At 45.8% G+C, this 22453-nt stretch carries 17 protein-coding genes; 16 read left to right on the top strand and 1 reads right to left on the bottom strand.

The features are described from left to right. Nucleotides 1–100 precede the first annotated feature (100 nt). The 8 genes from MH117_RS15490 to MH117_RS15455 all read left to right on the top strand — a co-directional run bounded on the left by MH117_RS15490 (nt 101) and on the right by MH117_RS15455 (nt 8866). A complete protein-coding gene (locus tag MH117_RS15490; RefSeq protein WP_239329787.1) occupies nt 101–1051 on the top strand; it encodes a ribose-phosphate diphosphokinase in 951 nt (316 codons plus the stop codon). 141 nt (nt 1052–1192) lie between these two features. Then, the gene (locus MH117_RS15485) at nt 1193–3226 is read left to right on the top strand and encodes a tetratricopeptide repeat protein (RefSeq protein WP_239329785.1); all 2034 of its coding nucleotides are present in this window, start codon (nt 1193–1195) and stop codon (nt 3224–3226) included. Between the two features lie 102 nt (nt 3227–3328). Further along, nucleotides 3329–4285 carry a thioredoxin-disulfide reductase gene (trxB, locus tag MH117_RS15480; protein WP_239329783.1) on the top strand — a complete coding sequence of 319 codons (957 nt, stop codon included), beginning with the start codon at nt 3329–3331 and terminating at the stop codon, nt 4283–4285. 233 nt (nt 4286–4518) lie between these two features. Continuing rightward, entirely contained in the window at nt 4519–5472 is a 954-nt protein-coding gene (locus MH117_RS15475; protein WP_239329781.1) for an ROK family glucokinase, read from the top strand. Between the two features lie 28 nt (nt 5473–5500). Then, nucleotides 5501–6397, top strand: coding sequence for an RNase adapter RapZ (gene rapZ, locus MH117_RS15470; RefSeq protein ID WP_239329779.1), 897 nt, complete (start codon nt 5501–5503; stop codon nt 6395–6397). 12 nt (nt 6398–6409) lie between these two features. Next, nucleotides 6410–7396, top strand: a complete 987-nt coding sequence (locus MH117_RS15465) for a gluconeogenesis factor YvcK family protein (RefSeq protein WP_239329777.1) — start codon at nt 6410–6412, stop codon at nt 7394–7396. A 7-nt stretch (nt 7397–7403) separates the two neighbouring features. Continuing rightward, the gene (gene whiA, locus MH117_RS15460) at nt 7404–8336 is read left to right on the top strand and encodes a DNA-binding protein WhiA (RefSeq protein ID WP_239329775.1); all 933 of its coding nucleotides are present in this window, start codon (nt 7404–7406) and stop codon (nt 8334–8336) included. A gap of 263 nt (nt 8337–8599) precedes the next feature. Continuing rightward, a complete protein-coding gene (locus tag MH117_RS15455) occupies nt 8600–8866 on the top strand; it encodes an HPr family phosphocarrier protein (RefSeq protein WP_239329773.1) in 267 nt (88 codons plus the stop codon). Nucleotides 8867–8955: 89 nt separating this feature from the next. Here MH117_RS15455 and cls read toward each other — a convergent pair whose 3' ends face one another. Further along, nucleotides 8956–10533: a cardiolipin synthase gene (cls, locus tag MH117_RS15450; RefSeq protein WP_239329771.1), complete on the bottom strand. Its 1578-nt coding sequence runs from the start codon at nt 10531–10533 to the stop codon at nt 8956–8958. A 640-nt stretch (nt 10534–11173) separates the two neighbouring features. On the opposite strand from cls, the gene MH117_RS15445 reads away from it, so the two are divergent. The 8 genes from MH117_RS15445 to MH117_RS15410 all read left to right on the top strand — a co-directional run bounded on the left by MH117_RS15445 (nt 11174) and on the right by MH117_RS15410 (nt 22332). Next, nucleotides 11174–14005 (top strand): endo-beta-N-acetylglucosaminidase, encoded by a 2832-nt coding sequence (locus MH117_RS15445; protein WP_239329769.1) that lies wholly within the window; start codon nt 11174–11176, stop codon nt 14003–14005. 150 nt (nt 14006–14155) lie between these two features. Beyond that, complete coding sequence (locus tag MH117_RS15440) at nt 14156–14938, top strand: hypothetical protein (protein ID WP_239329766.1); 783 nt, start codon at nt 14156–14158, stop codon at nt 14936–14938. Nucleotides 14939–15692: 754 nt separating this feature from the next. Next, nucleotides 15693–16436 carry an SIMPL domain-containing protein gene (locus tag MH117_RS15435; protein WP_239329764.1) on the top strand — a complete coding sequence of 248 codons (744 nt, stop codon included), beginning with the start codon at nt 15693–15695 and terminating at the stop codon, nt 16434–16436. Between the two features lie 414 nt (nt 16437–16850). Then, nucleotides 16851–17822: an ABC transporter ATP-binding protein gene (locus tag MH117_RS15430; RefSeq protein ID WP_275444678.1), complete on the top strand. Its 972-nt coding sequence runs from the start codon at nt 16851–16853 to the stop codon at nt 17820–17822. Then, entirely contained in the window at nt 17819–18673 is an 855-nt protein-coding gene (locus MH117_RS15425) for an ABC transporter permease (protein ID WP_239329762.1), read from the top strand. Before MH117_RS15430 ends, MH117_RS15425 begins: the two co-directional genes overlap by 4 nt. Next, on the top strand, nt 18670–19494 hold the full coding sequence (locus tag MH117_RS15420) for an ABC transporter permease (RefSeq protein ID WP_239329760.1): 825 nt from the start codon (nt 18670–18672) through the stop codon (nt 19492–19494). The genes MH117_RS15425 and MH117_RS15420 overlap by 4 nt, the downstream gene beginning before the upstream one ends. 36 nt (nt 19495–19530) lie before the next feature. Next, the gene (locus MH117_RS15415; RefSeq protein ID WP_275444652.1) at nt 19531–20577 is read left to right on the top strand and encodes an ABC transporter substrate-binding protein; all 1047 of its coding nucleotides are present in this window, start codon (nt 19531–19533) and stop codon (nt 20575–20577) included. Nucleotides 20578–20937: 360 nt separating this feature from the next. After that, nucleotides 20938–22332, top strand: a complete 1395-nt coding sequence (locus tag MH117_RS15410) for an MFS transporter (RefSeq protein WP_239329758.1) — start codon at nt 20938–20940, stop codon at nt 22330–22332. The last annotated feature ends 121 nt before the right edge of the window (nt 22333–22453 follow it).

Here is a 22453-nt window from a genome sequence, read left to right as displayed (position 1 = left end):
CGAGTTATAATAATATAAGAATTATTATTATTTGAAAACATTTTTCATTGCGTTAAGCTTCACTATCGATTGTCTCATTGATAAGGGGGAACCGTAACGTATGCAGAGCAGTAGATTACGCATGTTCTCGGGTTCATCGAATCCAAGACTGGCTCTTCAGATTTGCCAGGAGTTAGGCGTGCCTCTCGGTCATGTCACACTGTCTAAATTCAAGAGCGGCGAAATTTATGTGCATTACGAGGAGACGCTTCGCAATTGCGACGTCTTTATCGTCCAATCGTTCTCACATCCGATCAACGAGCATTTTGTTGAACTGCTTGTGATGATTGACGCGGCCAAACGAGCCTCAGCCCGCACCGTTAATATCATTGTTCCATATTACGGATACGCCCGCCAAGAACGCAAAGCCGCGCCACGAGAGCCAATCTCGGCTAAAATGGTAGCGGATGTACTCACTACAGCTGGGGCCAGCCGTGTCATTACGATTGATTTGCATGCGCCTGCTATTCAAGGTTTCTTTAATATCCCGGTAGATCACTTGACTGCTTTAGACCTCATTAGCGAGTATTTGAGTGCAAAGCGAATCGTGAACCCTGTTATCGTATCCCCAGACGCTGGAAGGGCCTCAACGGCGGAGAAGCTGGCCAATCAATTGGACTCTCCATTTGCCATTATGATTAAGAAGCGTCCAGCGCACAATGAATCTGTCATTACACACGTTATCGGTGACGTTGAAGGGTGTACGCCAATCATTATTGAGGATTTGATCGATACAGGCACTACCATTGTGAATGTGGTGGACAGTTTAAAGGAACGTGGAACGAAGGATGTGTACGTCTGCGCGACGCATCCCTTGTTCAGTGCGGATGCCTTGATCAAGCTGGATCACGCTCATATCAAAGAAGTGGTCGTAACTGACTCCATTCTTCTTCCAGAGGATTGTCCGCAGCACCTCAGAGTGTTATCCGTTGCGCCAATGCTGGCAGAGGCTACCCGAATTATTACGAATGGCGGGTCTATCAGCACGTTGTTTAAGTATAAAGGTGTATAGGCGAGTGTTCTGAGTGGTCTGCTGCAGAGGGACATTGTCCCTTTAACAGCGCTTTGTGGAAAGGGTTGAGGGATTTGCACGTCATTATGTTATACTTGAGGGTATGTGTATAACGAAGATGTGTAAGGAGGTGCCTTGGCGATGGCAGAACAGAAGTCTGAATCAGCCGGACCTATACTGAATACTCAATCTGCAATCATTGCATTTCCGGTGGATGCTGCAGCCTATGCCGATCGCGCCATGAAGGCTTTGGAGCGGTTGCATTACGACAAGGCATTAAAATATTTCCGGAGAGCGGCAGACAGTGAGCCCGCAAACCCCGTACACCAATGTAATTTGGCCGGTGCGCTTGCCGAGACCGGGCAATTCGAACAATCGAATCGCATTCTGGAGCATGTGATCGAACAACTGGATCCTGACATGACCGAATGCTACTACTATATGGCGAACAACTGGGCCTATCTGGACAACTTTAACACCGCAGAGGTACTGCTGGAGCGATACTTGACGCTTGAGCCTTATGGAATGTATGCGGAAGAGGCAGAAGAGATGCTGGAAATGCTCCGTTTTGAAATGAGAAGTTCTCATTCATTCCCTCGAGGACGTACCGGCTCTGCGCACAAAGCGGGTATGAATCTTGGAGACAATGCGGAGAGCCCGACAGAGGACCTCAAGCAAGCTGACCCAAGTTCGATAACGCAGGTTGGCAATTGGAATTCACTTCAAGGGAACCAAGCAGAGGACCTGATGTCGGCATCAGCACATACGACTGAACAGGAACAGACGGACTTGAATGGGGAGTCCCCTTTGTCAGAAGAAGACAACGATATGGATGAACAAGAACGAGACCACTCTATGGCACGCGTGCTGTTGGAGGAAGGACGGTTTGCAGAGGCGGAGCAGTTGCTGCTTCATATTTTGCAAGGCGACCCGGAGTTCCTTGCGGCACGCAACAACTTGGCATTAGCGTATTATTATATGGGACGTTTTGATGAAGCACGCAGCGAACTTGAAGGAGTACTGGATCGCGACGGCGGCAACCTGCACGCCTTATGTAACTTGGCCATATTCGAACGCCATGCAGGGCATGAAGATAAAGTACAGCTGTTAATAGGCATGCTGACAAAGACCGAGCCTTTCCATCGTGAACATGCGTTTAAGCTGGCGACTACGATGGGAATACTCGGTGAACACGCAGAAGCATACCGTCACTTAAAGCGTATCGTGACGAAGAGCAGTATGCGTGAGCCGAGTGTATATCATTATGCGGCAGTTGCTGCGTGTCATGTGGAACGTTATGATGAGGCTGCGAGATGGTGGGCTTCATGCCGACGATTGGATCCTCAATCTGGAATTGCAACGTATTATCTGGAACAGCTCCAGCAAGCTCGTCCTGGGGAGGCTTGGCAGGTCATGCCAAGCTATCATTATCGACTACCTTACGATGAAGCGAGTCGGAGACACCGGCACGCTGCTCAAGTATCCGACACAACCTCAACATGGAATGAGGATACGGAAGGTGGTACAGAAGCAGGATGGGAACAGCAAGTGAAGACTGATCCGCTTGTTCGTTCTTCCTTGTTCTGGGCGCTGCGCTTTGGAGAACTGGAGATTAAGCTGCAAGCACTGGAAGCCATGAGCCTCCTTGGTGATGATGAGGCAAAGGGCGCACTGCGAGCGCTCTTGACCGATCGCGAACAGGAGACATACGTGAAGCAGTTATGCTTGTATGTATTGCGACGAATGGGTGTGCAGGAAAGTCTAGACGTGCTGATCGGTGATGAAACAATTCATGTGAGCTCAGCTTATCTGCTGCAAGGACCACCAGAATGGCAGCCAGAATGGCAATTAGTCATTAATATGCTGCGAGATCAGATGGGCGATCATTACGAATTATTTATCATACATGATGCTGAAGTGTTATGGGTCCAATTTATTGATGCAATGTATCCCGATACACCTCGAATGTTGAAGCCAGATGCTTGGGCTGCTGCAATTGAATATGTGACAGGCAAGCTTCATGACAAAAAGGTTTCGTTCCAGGATGTGGCGAATCGTTATGGAGTAACGGCCGCTACCGTAAGCAAGTATGTAAAGCGTATTGAAGAGCTGTGCCCTGCACATCATAATTGGAAAAAGATACATTCATTAAGTGGTCACAAGCCATTGCAATAAAGCAGATTAACAGGGGTCATTCTTGGTTATTTAACGCTTAGAATTGAATAGACGAAGCAGTGCATACATCACGGTTACAGGAACCGTCAAGGAGGCGTATATATGGAACATAAAGTTTATAAATCAGTTGTCATCGGAACTGGACCTGCCGGATATACAGCAGCTATTTACTTGGCACGTGCCAATCTGAATCCGCTCGTTATTGAAGGACCACAACCAGGCGGCCAACTGACAACTACAACGGACGTAGAGAACTTCCCAGGCTTCCCAGAGGGCATCACAGGTCCTGAATTGATGGATAGCATGCGTAAGCAAGCGGAACGTTTTGGCACCACATTTAAGACAGGAATGGTGCAAAGCGTGGACTTGTCGGAGCGTCCATTTAAGCTGCAAGTGGATGGTCTTGGTGAAGTGGTTACAGAGACGCTGATTATTGCAACGGGTGCATCTGCCAGATACTTGAACATTCCTGGCGAGCAAGACAACTTGGGCAAAGGAGTAAGTGCTTGCGCAACATGTGACGGCTTCTTCTTCCGCAATAAGAAGATCGTTGTTGTTGGTGGCGGGGATTCGGCCCTTGAAGAAGCTAACTTCTTAACACGCTTTGCTTCTGAGCTGACATTGGTTCACCGTCGCGACGAGCTGCGGGCTTCCAAGATTATGCAGGACCGTGCGAAGTCCAATGAGAAAATCAAGTGGGCGTTGAATCGTACGCCAATTAACGTAGAATCTACAGGTATGGGTGTTACAGGCCTGAAAGTGTTGAATAACGAGACGGGCGAAGAAGAAGTCATCACAACAGACGGCCTGTTTGTAGCTATCGGTCATACGCCTAACACAGGCTTCCTTGGTGGACAAGTGACCTTAACCGATAACGGTTATATTCAAGTGAAGCCAGGAACGACGGAAACGAACGTGCCAGGTGTATTTGCAGCAGGCGATGTACAAGACCAGAAGTACCGCCAAGCCATTACGGCAGCAGGTTCTGGTTGCCAAGCAGCGCTCGACGCGGAGAAATTCCTTGAGGGTAGCGCAGTACATGACTGGAGCGGTAATTAATTCATATGGAATTGCACTAGCCCCTGTTGGCGTTACCGAATTCATATAAGTTTCACAGTATATTAATAACGTTTAAGACACGTCGGAAACGGAGCCCTAGGGCTCCGTTTCTGCTTAAAGAGTAGGCAAAAACGCTGTATTTAGGCAGTGACCACTTCTCTTGACCTGACTAGTGGGTTCGCGTATAGTGGGTACTGAAGTACCATACGATTATGAATAAAGGTGGATGACGCATGTCTGAGCAAATCTACGTAGGTGTCGATTTGGGAGGTACGGCTATTAAAGTCGGTATAGTGGATGCAGCAGGGAATTTGGTGCAAACCTATGAAGGACCGACAGAAGTGCCCAAAGGTCCCGAAACGGTAATCGATAACATCGAGAAGTACGTTCGTCATATCGTAGAGGAATCTCCTTATGATTGGAGTCAGGTGGCTGGAGTCGGCACTGGTGTAGCTGGATTCACGAATGTAAAGGAAGGCGTTATCGTTCTTGCCCCTAACGTAGGGTTTAAGGATGTGCCGATTCGTTCCATATTAGAAGAACGACTAGGCAAGCCAATCAAAATAGACAATGACGCCAACGTTGCTGCACTAGGAGAAGCTTGGAGCGGAGCAGGTAAAGGAATAGATCATTGTGTATGTTATACGCTCGGTACGGGTGTCGGAGGCGGCATCATTATCGGAGGTAGAATTGTGCAAGGATTCTCGGGATTAGCAGGGGAACTTGGACATATGGCGGTCATTCCTGACCTCGAAGCTATTCAATGTGGCTGCGGCAAAATGGGATGCCTGGAGACGGTGTCTTCGGCAACCGGTATTATCCGCATGGCGAATGATGCGGTAGAACGTGGAGATCGTACATCTCTTTCTTTGCTGGAGAGCGGAATTACGGCAAAAGATGTTATCGATGCAGCCAAGTCTGGTGACGAGGTGGCTATTCGTATCGTCAGCCGTGCCGCTTTTTATTTGGGTAAGTCGATGGCAGCAGTTGCTGTGTCGCTTAATCCAGAACGCTTTATTATCGGAGGCGGCGTATCGAAGGCGGGCGAATTTTTATTTGAGCAAATTCGAGAGACGTTCTTGAAATTAACACCAGAACCGGTTACGCGCGGCGTATCAATTGTTGCGGCGGAACTTGGCAATGATGCCGGCATGATCGGAGCGGCAGGCTTGTTCTTGCGTTCGTAATCGGCTCGTATAAGGAGAGGACGAATCGATGATGGAATCGACGGAAACGGCAGCAGTCTCGAAGCTGGTTATTATTACGGGAATGTCTGGCGCTGGGAAGACGATTGCTGTACAGAGCTTGGAGGACCTTGGGTTTTTCTGTGTAGATAATCTGCCTCCTGTTCTTATCCCTAAGTTTGCGGAATTGATAGAGCAGTCCAAAGGGAAGATCGCTAAAGTTGCACTTGTGATTGACTTGCGCGGCCGTGAATTTTTCACGGCGCTGTCCGAGTCTCTTAATTATATTCGGGAACATTTTACTATTAGTTATGAAATCTTGTTTTTAGATGCAACGGACGGCGTGCTGGTGCAGCGCTATAAGGAAAGTAGACGCCGCCATCCCTTGGCTCCTGACGGAATGCCGCTGGACGGAATCGGAATGGAACGCAAACTGCTAGAGGACTTAAAGGGCTGGGCGACACAAGTGATCGACACGAGCAATTTGAAGCCTGCACAGTTAAAGGAACGTATTATTTCCCGGTTTATGCATGCCAATCAGCATCTGATGTCAGTCAACGTCACTTCCTTTGGTTTTAAATATGGTGTGCCAATTGATGCAGATTTAATCTTTGATGTACGCTTTTTGCCGAACCCACATTATGTGGAACAACTTCGTCCGCGGACGGGGCAGGATGCAGATGTGTACGATTATGTTATGAAGTGGCCGGAGACACAACAATTTCTGACCAAGCTGCTTGATATGCTGAACTTTCTCCTTCCTCAGTATTATAAGGAAGGCAAGAGTCAGGTTGTCATTGGTATCGGATGTACGGGCGGCAAGCATCGATCAGTAGCAGTAGCTGAATATATAGGTCGTATGATTGGCGCAAGCGATACGGAAAATGTGCGTGTCAGTCACCGCGATGCGGAGAGAGATCGACACTAGCGGGAGGTCGCTATGGGGCATAAGTTAAAAGAGCGGGAGCGTCCGCGTATCGTAGTTATGGGAGGCGGCACCGGGCTGTCTGTCATGCTGCGCGGGCTAAAAGAGAAACCGCTTGATATTACGGCTATTGTGACGGTTGCAGATGATGGCGGCAGCTCAGGTATTCTACGCAGCGAGCTGAATATGCCGCCGCCAGGAGACATCCGCAGTGTACTGACAGCTTTGGCAGATGTAGAACCTTCTCTGTCCGAGATGTTGAAGTATCGTTTTAACGCGGGCACCGGGCTTGCTGGCCATAGTTTAGGTAATCTAATTTTGGCAGCGATGACTGATATTACAGGTGACTTCGTGGCAGGTGTCCGAGAATTAAGTCGAGTACTTGCCGTACGAGGCAAGGTGCTCCCTGCCGCTGAGCAGGCGGTAGTGCTGAAGGCGGAGATGGTGGACGGCACGATTGTAGAGGGTGAGTCCAACATTCCGAAGTACGGTCAACGCATTAAGCGCGTGTTCCTGGAGCCTGAAGATGTAGAGGCCTTGCCAGAAGCGGTGGAAGCACTCCGTGAGGCTGATGCGATTCTGATCGGACCAGGCAGCTTATATACTAGTATTATCCCCAATCTGCTTGTGCCTGATTTAGCCAAGGCAGTTGTAGAGTCGAATGCGGTGAAGCTTTTCGTATGTAATGTAATGACCCAGCCAGGAGAAACAGACGATTATACAGTGGGTGATCACCTTCAGGCTGTTCAAGAGCACGTTGGACATCAGTTATTTGATTATGTCATCGTCAATGATGGTGAGATCCCTCCACAAGTACAGGATAAGTACGCTGAGATGGGGGCCAAAGCGGTCCAACTTGATTTGGACGAAGTAACACGACACGGTTACAAGGTCATTGCGGATTCATTGGTGTTGTTCCGTACTTATTTAAGACACGATGCGGACAAATTAAGCTATCATATTTATCAATTAGTTGAAGATTGGATGTTACGAAAGAGGTGAATGACCCATGTCTTTTGCGGCACAGACCAAGAAGGAATTAACGCTGATTGAATCGGATACGTGCTGTGAAAAGGCAGAATTGTCTGCGCTTATGCGTATGAACGGTTCGGTTCAGATCTCCTCTAATCGCAAAGTCATATTGGATATCTCGACGGAGAACGCGGCCATCGCCCGTCGTATTTATACACTCGTCAAGAAGCATTTTCAGGTGCATACGGAACTGCTTGTACGTAAGAAGATGCGCCTAAAGAAGAATAATGTATATATTGTACGGATTCCAACTCAGGTACAGGAGATGCTTTCGGAGCTTCATATCGTATCTGAGGGCTTTTTGTTCACTGAAGGAATAGATAAAGGCTCAGTAGCAAACAATTGCTGTAAGCGGGCTTATTTGCGTGGTGCTTTTATGGCCGGTGGTTCAGTGAACAACCCTGAGGGGTCCTCATATCATTTGGAGATTTCTTCGATGTATGAGGAGCATTGCAAGGCGTTAGCGGATCTTGCCAATGAATTTGCCTTAAACGCGCGCTGTATTGAACGCAAAAAAGGCTTTGTGTTCTACATTAAAGAGGGCGAGAAAATTATTGAGTTTCTCAATATTATCGGAGCCCATCAGGCATTATTTAAGTTCGAAGACGTACGAATTATGCGTGATATGCGGAACTCGGTCAACCGAATCGTGAACTGTGAGACGGCTAACTTAAATAAAACGATTGGTGCGGCTGTTCGCCAGATCGATAACATTAGGCTCATTCAGAAGGAGATAGGTCTGGATACACTTCCTGACAAATTAAAGGAGGTTGCCGAGGTCAGACTGGCACATCCAGATATCAATCTGAAAGAAGTTGGCGAGCTCTTGAAGGGTAAAGTGAGCAAGTCTGGTGTTAACCATCGCTTGCGCAAATTGGATGAGATGGCGGAACGAATTCGTAACAGCTAGTACTTTTTTGCTAGTTTAATATCGGTTATAATGCTATAATATGATGAGAAAAAGCTGGATCGAAGTCGTTCGTTGTAGATTAGGCCGGAAGTAGGAAGACAGTTGGGTCTTGTGAAATTTCGGTTAGGATGGTCAGATCTTATTTTTTCATTCATAAGCAGATGAATTTGTTATTCTCATATCGTAAATTGCACTGCACTCACGTAAAATGGATGTAAGCACAACTAATGAAACAAGGATTAAATATAGGGGGTATGATTCGCATGGCTCAACAACCAGTTGTCGTACGTTTGAAGACAGGACTGCATGCACGTCCAGCAGCGCTGTTCGTTCAAGAGGCAAATAAATATTCCTCGGATATCTTCGTGGAGAAGGAAGATAAGAAAGTAAACGCGAAGAGCATCATGGGAATCATGAGTCTCGCAATCAGCTCTGGAACTACAATTAGCATTACGGCTGAAGGCGCAGACGCAGAACAGGCTGTAAGCGCTTTAGTGACGCTTGTCAGCAAAGAAGAGTTAGAGAACTAAGACGCGGTTTATTACCGCGCTACATAGCACTGCATGATGTAAAAAGGAACCGTTCTCCGGTTCCTTTTTTCTATATAGGGGCGTTGGGTCTAGAGCAATGGTGATAATAATCGTGTGAGCGATTCGACGATTCGTTTACTTACTTTGCGATGGACGAATTCACGCGGATTAATCGGGGTTGAGCATTTGAAGTCTTCATAGAAGCTGTAAAGAATATCGTCTATGACAGGCATGTCGTATAGGATCGCGGTTACTTCATAGTTCAGACGGAAGCTGCGTATATCCATGTTCGCAGTGCCAACAGAGGCAATTTTGCCGTCTATAAGCATCATTTTTGCATGCGTAAAGTTCTCTTTGTATCGATAGATCTGCACACCATGCGCCAACAGCACAGCGAAGTAAGACTGGGATGCCTGATCGCTGAGCAGGCTGTCGCTCTTGCCTGGATACAAGATGCGGACATCAATGCCCGAGGAAGCTGCTAATTGTAGGAACGTTAGTGTTTCCTGATCGGGTACGAAGTAAGGCGTCGTGATCCAGATCGACTCTTTGGCACCAGCCATTAAGGACAGAAAGACGTCACGCATTTTGGCGTCTTTATAATTAGGTCCACCAGGAATGATCTGAATGCCTCCTTTGCTTCCCTTGTAATCTGCAAGGTGATTGGGGAAGTAATCTTCATTGTGCATAAACTGCTTCCACGTTTCCTTGTAGGTCCGACTTGCAGCATAGATCCAGTCCTGAAGAAATATGCGATGGAGATCATGCACAGCATAGCCTTCGATACGAAGGTGACTGTCTCTCCAAAAGCCCATTTTGGACTGGCCCATATATTCATCCCCAACGTTAAGACCACCCGTAAAGGCAACCTGTCCGTCCACAACGACGATTTTGCGGTGATTCCGATAATTGGCCGACTGGGTCAGTGAATACGCAAATATCGGATCAAATGCCGCTACTTTAATACCGGCTTCCCTCATTGGTGCTAAAAATCTGTCTCTTAAGGCGTGACTGCCAAGTCCGTCATACATAAAGCGAACTTGAACGCCTTGTTTTGCCTTCTCTATAAGCAAATCGCGTAGTTCTGTCCCGAGACGATCGGAACGATAGATATAATATTGAACATGGATGTGATGAGCAGCTTCAGCGATGGCTGTTCGAATCGCATTAAATGTCTCATCCCCGTTCGTCAGCAAGTCAGCCGAGCTGCCTCCTACACAGTTATCGCCGCCAATTAAACGTATCCGATCAGCTACAACTTCCGAATGCGAAACGAGTTCCGGTTTCTCAGGAGTCTGCGTTCCTATATGATCCATATGTATCAGAGAGGTGGCCTTCCTCACTTCAGTATCCACTCCAGCATCCAGTCTAGCCTGCTTGGCGATGTTGATATAGGTCTGAACATGCTTGCGCTTTCGGCTATTACGCCCGAACAGCAGGTACAGGATAATGCCTAAAGTGGGGTACGAGAATAAAACAAACAACCAAGACAGCGTTGTCTGGGGAGAACGATTCTCCATGAGAACAACAACAACAATTGTGGCCATTATCCCGTATACGCTCCATTTTAGTACGGTGTAGAGTGAGCCTACCGTTGAATTTAAAAGTAACGTGAGTGCTATGGCAATGGCAGTCCCTAGCAGGAATCGTGCAAATTTATTTTTCATATCGTCTCCTCATGCTGCTATTTAACAGCTAGCTGTTATCATGATTCCCACGATTCCAGCCAGCATCATCATTCATCCCACAACTGTAAATCGAGTCGTAGCTAACCTCGACTCAACAGGATGCCTTTGTACTTCATCATAACGAATGGAAGTGACAGTGAGAAGGCGTACAGCGAAAATTGTGCAAAAGTAATTTCCAAGAATGGCGGGCAGATGAGCCTTCTGCTTGTGGAGCCGGATCGTTGTGTTTCGTTTGATAATCTGTTCATTCCAGTTCTGAATACATACTGTAAATCAGTGTGTCGAATGGACAGGATGCTTCTTTGGTAATCTGCCCAACAAGTAGGGTGACCATTTAAAAAGAGAAATAAAAAAAGTGTCGAAAGTCACGTTCAATAGGCCTAATGGCATTCAAATCGTATGAACCTTGCTAGTGTAATGTATGAGTCTTAAGGAGGGATGCATGAACATTTCTAAAATGTATGCGGTTACATTTATGTGTTTTATACACCATTTCTTTAATTAGTACACTATGATGTTGATCATAATGGAGTTACGTTAAAGGTATAGACGCGTCTAGCATTAAATTTTTCCAAATTCACGATTATCATTATACGAACCCCACTAGAGAGGTGTTAACATGACCACACACACGTTACAGAAAAAATCCCTCGTTCGTAAAGCATCCAAAGCGGTATCTTTGTGTACAATAACCGCACTATTAGCCACCATGATGATCTGGCCAAGCCCTGCTTCAGCGCAGGAGACGCCGCGCGGGCCGCAGCAGCCTTTTTTGCATGGCTACAATGCTAAGCAGATGAAGGAGTGGACACCGGAAAGTGATCCATATGCAAAATATATGCGCTCCCGTGTTCCGTTGGCTCAACGGATTCAGCCATTCCAGCCCACACAAGCGCATCCGGAATTGACGACTACAGCACAAGTGATGAATTTGTCCGCTGATTATGATAAAGAAGAATGGTTCGAAGGCTATCGTTATAATGACAGCTTCAGCCGCAACGTATTAAAGAATTGGCAGTACCAGGATATATATGCTTCCTGGCATGGTCTTCCGATAGCGGGATCACCTACTGAGGAAGGCAGACGAGACTACGGCGTCGTTAACATCCCGAACCCGGCCTATACGGATGCAGCTCACCGTAACGGTGTCATTAGCCTCGGCGGCTGGTTCTGGCCCCGTAATATTAATTTTGCCGAGCTAGTGGAGAAGACGCCGGACGGCAAGTTCCCTGTCGCCGACAAGATGATCGAGATGGCGAAGTATTTTGGCTTTGACGGTTATTTTATTAACCAAGAGGCAACCATTAGCAAGGCCCATGCAGATTCACTGATGGAGATGCTTAAATATATGCGCGCACAGGGCATGTACTTAAGCTGGTACGACAGCTTGACGATTGACGGCAAAATTTCTTATGTCAATGGTTTTAACGAGAAGAATTCGCCGTGGTTAAAGGATGAACGCGATGGCAAGCGCGCCAATGACAGCATCTTTATGAACTATGCTTACACGCCGGAAGGTCTGGAAAGCAGCGCTGATCATGCCCGCAAGCTGGGCATTGACCCTTATGCGTCGGTATTTGCCGGCATTGAGAACGACAAGTTCCGTTTTGACCGCGGACTGGAGCTAGAGGCGATCTTCCGTAATGACGCAGCGCGTAGTGCGCGCACAAGTGTTGCGTTGTTTGGAACGGATATGGTGTGGAACAAAGGCCCGAATCCATTTGACCTGAATACACAGTCTTATGTAGAACAGCGGGAGCAGGCGTACTGGTCTGGGCCTCTTGGCAATCCAGCAGAGAGCGGCAGAGCAGTAGGTACGGAATATGAAAGCTGGCCAGGCATTGCACACTACATATCGGAACGGTCAGTTGTGGGATCGTATCCTTTTGTGACGCGATTTAATAACGGTCATGGTCTTGATTTCTTTATGAACGGTCAGAAGTCGAGTGATGCCGAGTGGAACAACATGGCTGCGCAGGATATACTGCCAACTTGGCAGTGGTGGACGAAATCTGCTGGTAAGGCACTTGCTGCAGGTTATGATTACACGACCGCATGGAACGGAGGATCTTCACTTAAAATTGAAGGTACGTTAAATAAAAATAATGCTACCGACATTCATTTATACAAGACGGATCTGCCTGTCACCAAAGACGTTCAGTTGTCTGTGACGTATAAAGCCAACGGCAATGTGCAGCAAGGTGCTGCTATTCAAGCGCTGTTATCCTTTAAAGATGATCCGAAACATCCAGTGGCAGTGAACCTGAACGGTGGGTTAAGCGAGCAATGGAGCACTGCAACAGCAGATCTGAAGTCGTTCGAAGGCAGAACAATCGCGGCAATCAGCCTTCGTGTATCGTCACAATCAAACGAAGATGCATTGTTTAAGGCTAATATTGGCGAGTTAAAGCTGACGAACAAGAAGACCGCGCAAGCTCCGGCGGCCCCAACAGGATTCCAGGTTGAAAAAGCGATGTTTGATGATCAGCAAGCGGCGATGTATGTGAAATGGGCCTTTAACGATAAGCAGCAGGATGTATGGTATTACGATCTTATGCGTGTTGTGAACGGCAAACGGGAATCGATTGGCCGTATCTATGACGAAGTGTACTACTTGAAATCATTGCCTCGCAGCAACGAAACCGATGTGAAGTTGGAGTTGTCTGCCGTTGGCAAGGATGGTACAGCAAGTGCACCACAAACTATTAGCTGGAAGTGGGGAAGTGGAGAGCGTGTTAACTTCACGCAGGGTCCGATTGCTGCTACTTCCATTGAAGCTATGCATTTGACTGGCGACAAGCTGAATATGGAGACAGGCTGGACGGATACCGTTAATATCCGTGTCATGCCTTCGACAGCGGCTAATGTGAATGTAACGTGGACATCAAGCAATGAAGCAGTAGCTAAAGTGGATGCTCGCGGCAAGGTTACTGCCGTTGGCGCGGGTGATGCGATCTTAACCGCACAGACGGGGGCAGTTAATGGCCAGCCGGGAATTAAGCGTAATATTACGGTCAAAGTCGTAGAGCCTGTTAAGGCGCAGGGCGGTGTTGTGCTAGAAGCTGAGAAGTACAATGATTCTAACGGGCTCTTTAAAAAGAGCGGTTATGTGAATGTTCGCGACTTAAACTTTGCGGATTGGATGTCATTTAAGGACGTTGACTTCGGTGACAAAGGCGCTACGAAATTAACAGTCCGTGCAGCTGTGTTAGCGAAGGACACTCGGATGGAAGTCCGCCTAGGTGGCGCAACGGGCCAACTAGTAGCAGATGTGGCTTTGCCTGTAAGTACACGCCAATTGGCACCGTTCTACAAAAATTATACGGTTGATCTGTCTGCGGCAGTAAGTGGCCAGCAGCAAGTGCATATTACGTTCAAGAACCCTAACTATCGCAGCTGGACTGTGCGTGATACAGGAATAGTAGATGTAGATTGGTTGCAGTTTCAATAATTAAAATTAAAGACCCTTTACAATTAGAAAGAGTGCCGATCAGTTCTGAGAACTTTTCGGTGCTCTTTTTTTGTTTTTATTTATCAAAGTGGCATTACAATCGCTACATTTTTTGGTAAATGACGTAATCAAGTAAAGGGGGTTAGGTGAATGAATCAAAAGGGATATCGAATTGCGCTGTTAGCATTTGTATTGCTGCTAACGGGTACAACTGTTAATGCATCAAATGCATGGCAACTCAAGCTATATTCAGGCAAAGTATTTTGGATGGGAAAAGAACTTGAACAAAATCCAAGTATGCCATTTCTGCAAAAAGAAGAGGTTACGTATATACCTGTGCGCTCGCTTGAAAAATCAGGTATCGGCTTCACGAGATATGATGCAAAAACTAAAAATATTTATATCGATCCTTATGATACGTTCAAGTCTACATCTGTTTCTAAGGCATACGCTCAAAAGGAAGATGATTTCTTTAAATTACGAATCAATAGTAGTAAAACAAGCTACAAGGAGGGAGAGAATCTTGACATTTGGTCATCATTGGATGTAAAAAGCACAGCAAGTATCACAATAAAGCATGGAAATCCTTTAGTTAGTTATTTTCTTATAGATGAGGATGGCTTGTTTGTTTCGGAAACTAGAGCCGCATCGCTCCATACAAGTACCTTGCATTTTGACGATCAAATGATTTCAGTCTGGCGAGGTATGCTGGCTCACCATTATATAGGGGATAAATATGGATATTTTGACAAGCCAAATGGAGAACAATTATTCCATCAGGAGGTTGCCAGACCTTTGCGCCTGCCAGCTGGTGATTATACGATTGGCGCTTTTGCTGAGTATAGTGTCTCTAATGAAATACAGAAACATATAGAGAACAACGAAGTTAAAAGAAAGCGTTTAGAAGCAACAATTAAAATTAAAATTGAGTAGGGATTCATATTGAAGCTTACAACGATTCATCTCATTTTGTTTACCCGATAATTATTTGCGGTTATCCTTATCCCGTTCTAAAGCTTCTTTTGCAAGATCACGGGGTGGAATCTTATAGTTAATATTCAATAACAATCCTATAATTATTAATAAAAGAATAATTATCAGTATTGTCACATTACATCAACTCCAGTTTTTAATATTGCCAAGAGACTCCAGTTTGAATAGCTTCATCTTTTGAGACACTTGCAGATATAGAGAAGCTATTGGATTTATTGAGGTATACTTATCAGTGCTAACTTTAAGATACTCACTATTTTGCACAGGTGTCAAGCTGGTATGATGAGCAACCCCCATAGCATCAGTATAAGTATAGTAAGGTTCTTTTAACCATTGGAAGCTTGATCGCGTCAGCAATGCCCCTTAAGCCATCTGAAATGAAAAAAATAGATCAATATAACAATATATAATTGTATTTTTTTGAATTAAATATAAGCATTATTCCCCGTAATTATTTTAGGAAGCATATCCTATTAACAGAGGTTGAAAGAAGAACAGCCACAATTGCAGAATTATCAAACAATTCTTTTGCTGTGATCAAGATAGTGTTAGTGATAGGTATTATCTTGACGCAATACAAATGGCTTCTGAGCTAAAAATAAAAAAGTTATCCCTACCTGCAACAATAATTGTCCAGCTACCGTTTAGAAGAGAAGATAATAACCAAACTATAACTTAAACGGAGGTATGGATGATGCATAATTGGTTAAAACGTACGGGAGTGGCGATGGTAGTTAGTGGCGCTTTAGTATTTGGAGTGTTAGGAGTTGGTAATGTGACACAATCATCTATCGCTTATGCAGCGAGTGAACAACAGCGTGATCTGATTTCGGTAACTGGTGTTGGCAAGCTGGAGGTGGAGCCTGATATTGCTTACGTAAACTTAGGTGTTGTGACGAAAGCGGTAGAAGCTAGCGCGGCACAAGAACTGAATGCAACTGCATTTGACAAGGTGAAGAAGGCTTTGGAGTCGTACGGTGTGCAGGCTAAAGATCTAAAGACAGTTGAATTTTCTGTTCAGCCGCAATATCAATATAAAGACAACGAAGAACCTAAGATCGTGAGCTATCAGGCTACACATAACGTATTAGTTAATTACCGCGATCTGACAAAGCTTGGAAAGATGGTGGACGCTGCTTCTAAGGCTGGTGCTAACCGAATCAATCAAATTAGCTTTGACGTGGAGAACAAAGATAGTGTTGAAACAACGGTGTTGGAGAAAGCTGTAGCACATGCGAAGAAGAAAGCCGAAGCGCTTGGCAAAGCTTCAGGCCGGACGCTGGATGTTGTCGTAAATATTACGGAGTCAGGTTACGATTATTCACCAATTCGCTATCAGGCAGAGATGATGAAGATGGATTCTGCACCATCATCGGCGCCGCAAGGTGGGCAAGTGAAGCTGCAAGCGACAGTACAAGTCGTATATGCTTTAAAATAAAACACTCGTATTGAATACTGAATATGGAAGTAACATAAGAGGTTCCCGGATGTCAAATTCGGGGACCTTTAATTTTGCTGATAATTGCGTTAAAATAGTGGATAGTGATCCTTTACATGGAACAAATGCGTTGATTCCGTGAATTAGCAGGTATGTATCTGTCGAAATTACGCAAAACTAGTTGTATCGCCTCGCAAAACAATGTATATTGAATATGCAAAATTAATCTACGAATGATCAGGCCATACCAATGGATATGGCTTTTTTTAATGACAATATCGGAGGTTCTCTCATATCACTCCGCTAGTCGTCAATAATATGCCTCTATACGCGGTCGCTCTCGTTGATTAACGGACCTCGATAGAGGTTTATCTCATTATAATGACGTTGTCCACGGATAACGGGAAGGGGTTGATGCTTATGATTCGTCTGGAGAATGTAGAAAAGCATTTCGCTGGACAACCCGTAGTGCATCCCTTGTCTCTGACAATCGATGAGGGGGAGTTTCTAACACTGCTCGGACCGAGTGGTTGCGGAAAGACTACCATACTGCGTATGATCGCAGGATTTGAACAACCGACGACCGGAATCATTCGTCTTGATGGCGAAGATGTTACACAATTGCCGCCAAACAAGCGGAATTTGAATCTTGTATTCCAACACTATGCTTTGTTCCCCCATATGACGGTGGAGCAGAACATTCAATTCGGCTTAAAAATGAAAAAAATACCGGCCAAGGAGCAGCGGGAACGCATTGATGAAGCGATCCGACTGACGCAGCTCACGGCACTCGCCAAGCGTTATCCGCATCAATTGTCAGGCGGACAACAGCAGCGTGTCGCAATCGCAAGGGCGATTGCAAATAAACCTAAGGTACTGCTGCTGGACGAGCCGCTTGGTGCATTGGATCTGCAGCTTCGCAAGAACTTGCAGGCTGAGCTGAAGCAGCTTCAACGCAGCCTAGGCATTACATTTGTATATGTTACTCATGATCAGGAAGAAGCTATGATGATGTCTGATCGGATTGTCATTATGAACACGGGTAAAGTCGAACAAATTGGATCTCCGCGGGATGTGTACGAACGCCCGGAGACGTTGTTTGCAGCGACGTTTATCGGCGAAAATAACATTTTCCACGATGAGCGATTGTTTACGGTACGTCCTGAGAAGGTTCGAGTAACACCAGAGCTGGCAGACACCCGCAAAACCGGAATTATACAGGATATCGTTTATCTCGGAAATGTGCATAAGCTGATCATTCATCTTGAAGATGAGCCGACGTCAGTTACCAGTGTGCTGGACTTTACAGACCAGAGGGACTGGAATATCGGGCAAAAGGTTGGTGTTCATTGGAACTTGCAGGATGAGGTGACGGTCGGACGATGAATAAACGTTTCTTCGGTGTCTTGACACCTGTCGTCTTGTGGCTGTCATTCTTTATGGTTATCCCGATGCTTGCGGTTATATTTGTATCCTTTATGCAGCGAGATAACTTGGGTAACATCGTGTGGGCGTTTAGCTTGGACAATTATGCGCGTTTTTTTGAGCCGTTATACTTGGGCATTTATTGGGATACGATCTGGCTATCTGTATTGACTACCGTGTTCTGTCTTTTGTTGAGCTATCCGCTCGCTTATTATATGACGACGTTGGGACCGAAAGCGCAGAAGTTCTGGTTAATCGGGATTACCGTCCCATTCTGGATTAATTTCTTAATTCGGACCTATGCTTGGATTATTTTACTGCGCACGCAAGGTGTAGTGAATTCTCTGCTGATGGATATCGGGCTAATCTCAGAGCCGCTTCAAATGCTGTATACGCAGGGAGCTGTATTGCTAGGAATGGTATATACGTTTATCCCGTATATGGTGCTGCCGATTTATGTATCGTTAGAGCAGATGGATAAGCGACTGCTGGAGGCTTCCAGCGATCTTGGCGCTTCTCGTTGGCGTTCATTCTGGCACATTACGCTGCCGCAGACCAAATCAGGCATGATGACGGGAAGCGTGCTTGTATTTGTGACAACGACGGGGATGTTTGTAGTTGCAGATATATTGGGTGGGGCCAAGTCACAGATGATTAGCAACATCATCCAGAATCAGTTTCTGGGAGCAAGGGATTGGCCGTTCGGTTCTGCATTGTCAGTTATTTTTGTCATCAGCTCGCTTGTGATTATCGGATTGTTCAACCGTGCGCTTCGCTCGAATTACGATTCATCTAAGGAGGCGAAAGCATGAAGACAGTACAAGCAAGCAAGAGACATCCATGGCTTTCCATACATTCCTTTTTGTTGATGGCGTTTATTTATATCCCGGTACTGCTTATTATCGTGTTCTCGTTTAACGACTCACGAATGAGTACCAGTTGGAGCGGGTTTACATGGAGATGGTATAGCTCCTTATTTGATAATCGTACGGTTATGGAGGCGCTCAGCAACAGCTTAACGATTGCCTTTACTTCTACGATTATTTCTACCGTGCTAGGAACAATGGCTGCACTTGCGATTCGTAAGATGCAGAATCGAGGCAAGCAGGGTGTGATTGGGCTGTTGTATATGCCAATTGTAGTGCCAGACATTATTATGGGCTTGTCCTTACTTATTTTGTTCAGTCAGTTGAAGATTGACTTGGGCAAAATGACGGTAATTATTGCACATATTACGTTTAGTATCTCGTATGTTTACGTTATCGTATCGTCTAGGCTTGCCAACATGGGCAAGCAGTTGGAAGAAGCGGCTAACGATCTGGGAGCGAATCCGTGGCAAACCTTCCGTTTTGTCACGCTGCCATCGATCTGGCCGGGCGTAATCGCAGGTGCCTTGATTGCGTTTACGTTATCGATAGACGACTTTATGATTAGCTTCTTTGTATCGGGTCCGAGCTCGACAACGTTGCCTATCTACATTTACGGGTCTGTCAAACGTGGCATCTCGCCAGAAATTAATGCACTTTGTACCATTATGATCGTGGTCAGCGTTATGCTTATTATCTTGGCACAGTGGCTGCTCGGACGTGGTAAGTCAGATAAGGAAAAGGGCGGCTCGCTGCTGCCATTCTAATATTTTATTGAAGAAGGATCAGAGAGGGGTAGGAAATTGAAAAAAATGAAATGGTACGCGGTCGTATTGGCCGGTTTGTTGGCAGTAACAGCACTTGCAGGTTGTTCTTCTAAGTCACAGGAGACGCTTAACTTATATAGCTGGGCGGATAACTTTGACATGGATGTCATCAAGAAGTTTGAAGATGAGAACAATGTAAAAGTGAACTATGCCATATTTGCCAACAACGAGGAGTTGCTGGCCAAGATTAAAGCTGGCGGTTCGGAATATGATTTGATTCAGCCATCCGACTATATGATTGCAAGTATGATTAAGCAAGACTTATTGGCGGAGTTGGATCTGAAAAATATACCGAATTTCAAAAACGTAGCGGACCGTTTCAAGAACCCTGAGTTTGATCCAGGCAATAAGCATTCTATTATTTATACGTCGGGAGTTACCGGCATTGCTTACAACACGAAGTATGTCAAAGAGCCAATTACAAGCTGGGCAGACTTGTGGAGTGAGAAATATAAAGGCAAGGTCCTATTGCTTGAAGATAACCGTGAAGTAATTGGGATGGCTTTAAAGAAAGCTGGCAAATCCAACAGTACAACCAGTGAAGCAGATATTAAAGCGGCTGTAGATGATTTGCGAAAGCTTGTACCTAATGTGCTCGCATTTGACACGGACAGCATCAAACAGAAAATGATGCAAGAAGAAGGTTGGATTGGTGCATTATGGTCTGGGGATGCAGCTTATGTCAAAGCTGAAAATCCTGACGTGGAGTACGTTGTACCTAAAGAAGGTGGTACGATTTGGTCTGATAACTACGCCATTCCTAAAGATGCGAAGAACAAGGCGCTGGCTGAGAAATTTATTAACTTTATGCTGGACCCTGAGAACAGCGCAAAGAACTATGAATCGATCGGTTACAGCGATCCAAATACGGCTGCTAAATCATTCCACAGTAAAGAGTATAACGATAACAAGATGATTAACTTGTCTGAAGATGAATTAAGCCGCACGGAATGGCTGCTTGACGTAGGTGACAAGATTCAATTATACGACCGTCTCTGGACCGAGTTGAAGAGCGGCCGATAAGCCAATAGATAACATGCACGCATAAGATCCCTTACCAAAGGTCCTCATGTTCATGGAGGATGGGTAAGGGATTTTTGTATAGTTGTAGCATGATGTATTCAGTGCAGGCTGATTAACCACGTATTTCGCCATATTAATGATGTTGAACTGATACCGCATACTTTTTGATAGCGGAAGGGCAAGATTGTAGATAAGGTGTGAGAATGGTGTAGGTGCAGCACGTGGAGGCGGGCTGAGTTGTGTAAGCTTTTGTACAGACGCATAGCTGGCAAACGCGTAAACTGGCAAATAAATATGAGAGCGTGGAATTTTGCGCAATAATTTTACAGGATTGTCTGGAGAGGAAGTGACTTCAAGAGGATGTATACGTATAAAGGAGACAATCGACTAATATTAGGTATTTGCTTGGCGGTATCAACATTCTGGCTCTTTACAATGTCCATGATGGTCGTGACTCCGGTAATGAATCAGACGTTAGCACTGCCGATGGCGACATTAAATATGGCGGTAAGCATGGCGGCCTTAATTGCAGGTGTATCCATCGTTGTAGCTGGAGGAATAGCCGATAAGATCGGACGCGTAAAAATGACAAAAATCGGTATCATACTGAGCATTGTTGGATGTGTGTGTTGTGCGTTGACTACAACAGATACTTCGTCGCTGCTTATGTTCGGTCGTGTGCTGCAAGGACTGTCGGCAGCTTTTATCATGCCTTCGTCGTTGGCACTTATCAACGAGTACTATGAAGGGGCTGAGCGCCAGCGCGCACTTAGCTTCTGGTCAATTTCCTCATGGGGCGGCGGTGGAATTGCCAGCTTTTTCGGAGGTGCTGTTGCTTCTCTGTTAGGCTGGCAGTGGATTTTCTGGTTGAGCATCCCAGTGGCGATCGCAGCCATATTCCTCATTCAAGGCACACCTGAGAGCAAGGTGGCGGTTAGTGATGGGAAGCAGCGGGTGGATTATGTCGGGCTTGTCATCTTTATAGCAGGCCTGCTGATGTTAAATTTGTTTATTACAAGAGGTGCGGAATGGGGTTGGACAAGCCTGTTAACGTTAGGAATGGCAGCGGGATTTGTTATTCTCTTCATCCTATTTTTATTGGTTGAAAAAAGAGTCAGTCAGCCGCTTATTGATTTGAGCCTTTTTAAAAATTCAGCCTATAACGGTGCGGCAATATCCAATTTTATGTTAAATTTTTGTGCAGTGGGTGCTATTTTTGTCATGTCGTCCTTTGTGCAGGAGTCAAAAGGGATCTCATCTTTTCATGCGGGTCTGCTTACAATGGGGTACTTGGTCACAACGTTGATCATGATTCGTGTAGGTGAGCTTATTCTTAAGAAAAAAGGACCGCGACCACCGATGGCGTTAGGCTGCTTCCTAACGACGATAGGCATTGCGCTGCCGATGTTAACCTTTTTACCGGATGTACTTTATCTTGTGCTGACGGTGGTTGGGTTTGCTATTATGGGCTTGGGGCTTGGTGTTTCAGCCACTCCATCCACAGATACGGCCGTATCCGGTGCACCAAAAGATAAGGTAGGTGTGGCATCAGGCTTGTATAAGATGGCCAGTTCCTTAGGGGGCAGCTTCGGAACAGCAGTGTCGGGTGCTATCTACTCCGCTATATTGTTGGCCGATCCATCAGCATACACGCAAGCTGGGTTCTGGGGCATATTTGCCAATGTGTTAATTGCGTTCTTGGCGCTAATCATCGTGTTGATCTGTGTGCCTCAACAAGCCGCAAGAGCTTCATGAGCAGGCGTGCTCGATCAGAAGTGTGAAGGTACGGCAGGCGCTAGATACAGTACGATAGAGATGGCTGCATCTGAAGTAGATTAGTGTCTGCTGAGGGTGCAGTCTTTTTTATGATCGTTTC

This window comes from Paenibacillus sp. ACRRX, assembly GCF_022346885.1.
Lineage (GTDB): Bacteria > Bacillota > Bacilli > Paenibacillales > Paenibacillaceae > Paenibacillus_B.
This window is presented reverse-complemented; position numbering and strand designations above follow the sequence as displayed.

Excerpts from the sequence above, each read along its gene's own strand:
- MH117_RS15490 (WP_239329787.1), top strand. The coding sequence starts at position 101 with ATGCAGAGCAGTAGATTACGCATGTTCTCGGGTTCATCGAATCCAAGA.
- MH117_RS15485 (WP_239329785.1), top strand. The coding sequence starts at position 1,193 with ATGGCAGAACAGAAGTCTGAATCAGCCGGACCTATACTGAATACTCAA.
- trxB (WP_239329783.1), top strand. The coding sequence starts at position 3,329 with ATGGAACATAAAGTTTATAAATCAGTTGTCATCGGAACTGGACCTGCC.
- MH117_RS15475 (WP_239329781.1), top strand. The coding sequence starts at position 4,519 with ATGTCTGAGCAAATCTACGTAGGTGTCGATTTGGGAGGTACGGCTATT.
- rapZ (WP_239329779.1), top strand. The coding sequence starts at position 5,501 with ATGATGGAATCGACGGAAACGGCAGCAGTCTCGAAGCTGGTTATTATT.
- MH117_RS15465 (WP_239329777.1), top strand. The coding sequence starts at position 6,410 with ATGGGGCATAAGTTAAAAGAGCGGGAGCGTCCGCGTATCGTAGTTATG.
- whiA (WP_239329775.1), top strand. The coding sequence starts at position 7,404 with ATGTCTTTTGCGGCACAGACCAAGAAGGAATTAACGCTGATTGAATCG.
- MH117_RS15455 (WP_239329773.1), top strand. The coding sequence starts at position 8,600 with ATGGCTCAACAACCAGTTGTCGTACGTTTGAAGACAGGACTGCATGCA.
- cls (WP_239329771.1), bottom strand. The coding sequence starts at position 10,533 with ATGAAAAATAAATTTGCACGATTCCTGCTAGGGACTGCCATTGCCATA.
- MH117_RS15445 (WP_239329769.1), top strand. The coding sequence starts at position 11,174 with ATGACCACACACACGTTACAGAAAAAATCCCTCGTTCGTAAAGCATCC.
- MH117_RS15440 (WP_239329766.1), top strand. The coding sequence starts at position 14,156 with ATGAATCAAAAGGGATATCGAATTGCGCTGTTAGCATTTGTATTGCTG.
- MH117_RS15435 (WP_239329764.1), top strand. The coding sequence starts at position 15,693 with ATGCATAATTGGTTAAAACGTACGGGAGTGGCGATGGTAGTTAGTGGC.
- MH117_RS15430 (WP_275444678.1), top strand. The coding sequence starts at position 16,851 with ATGCTTATGATTCGTCTGGAGAATGTAGAAAAGCATTTCGCTGGACAA.
- MH117_RS15425 (WP_239329762.1), top strand. The coding sequence starts at position 17,819 with ATGAATAAACGTTTCTTCGGTGTCTTGACACCTGTCGTCTTGTGGCTG.
- MH117_RS15420 (WP_239329760.1), top strand. The coding sequence starts at position 18,670 with ATGAAGACAGTACAAGCAAGCAAGAGACATCCATGGCTTTCCATACAT.
- MH117_RS15410 (WP_239329758.1), top strand. The coding sequence starts at position 20,938 with ATGTATACGTATAAAGGAGACAATCGACTAATATTAGGTATTTGCTTG.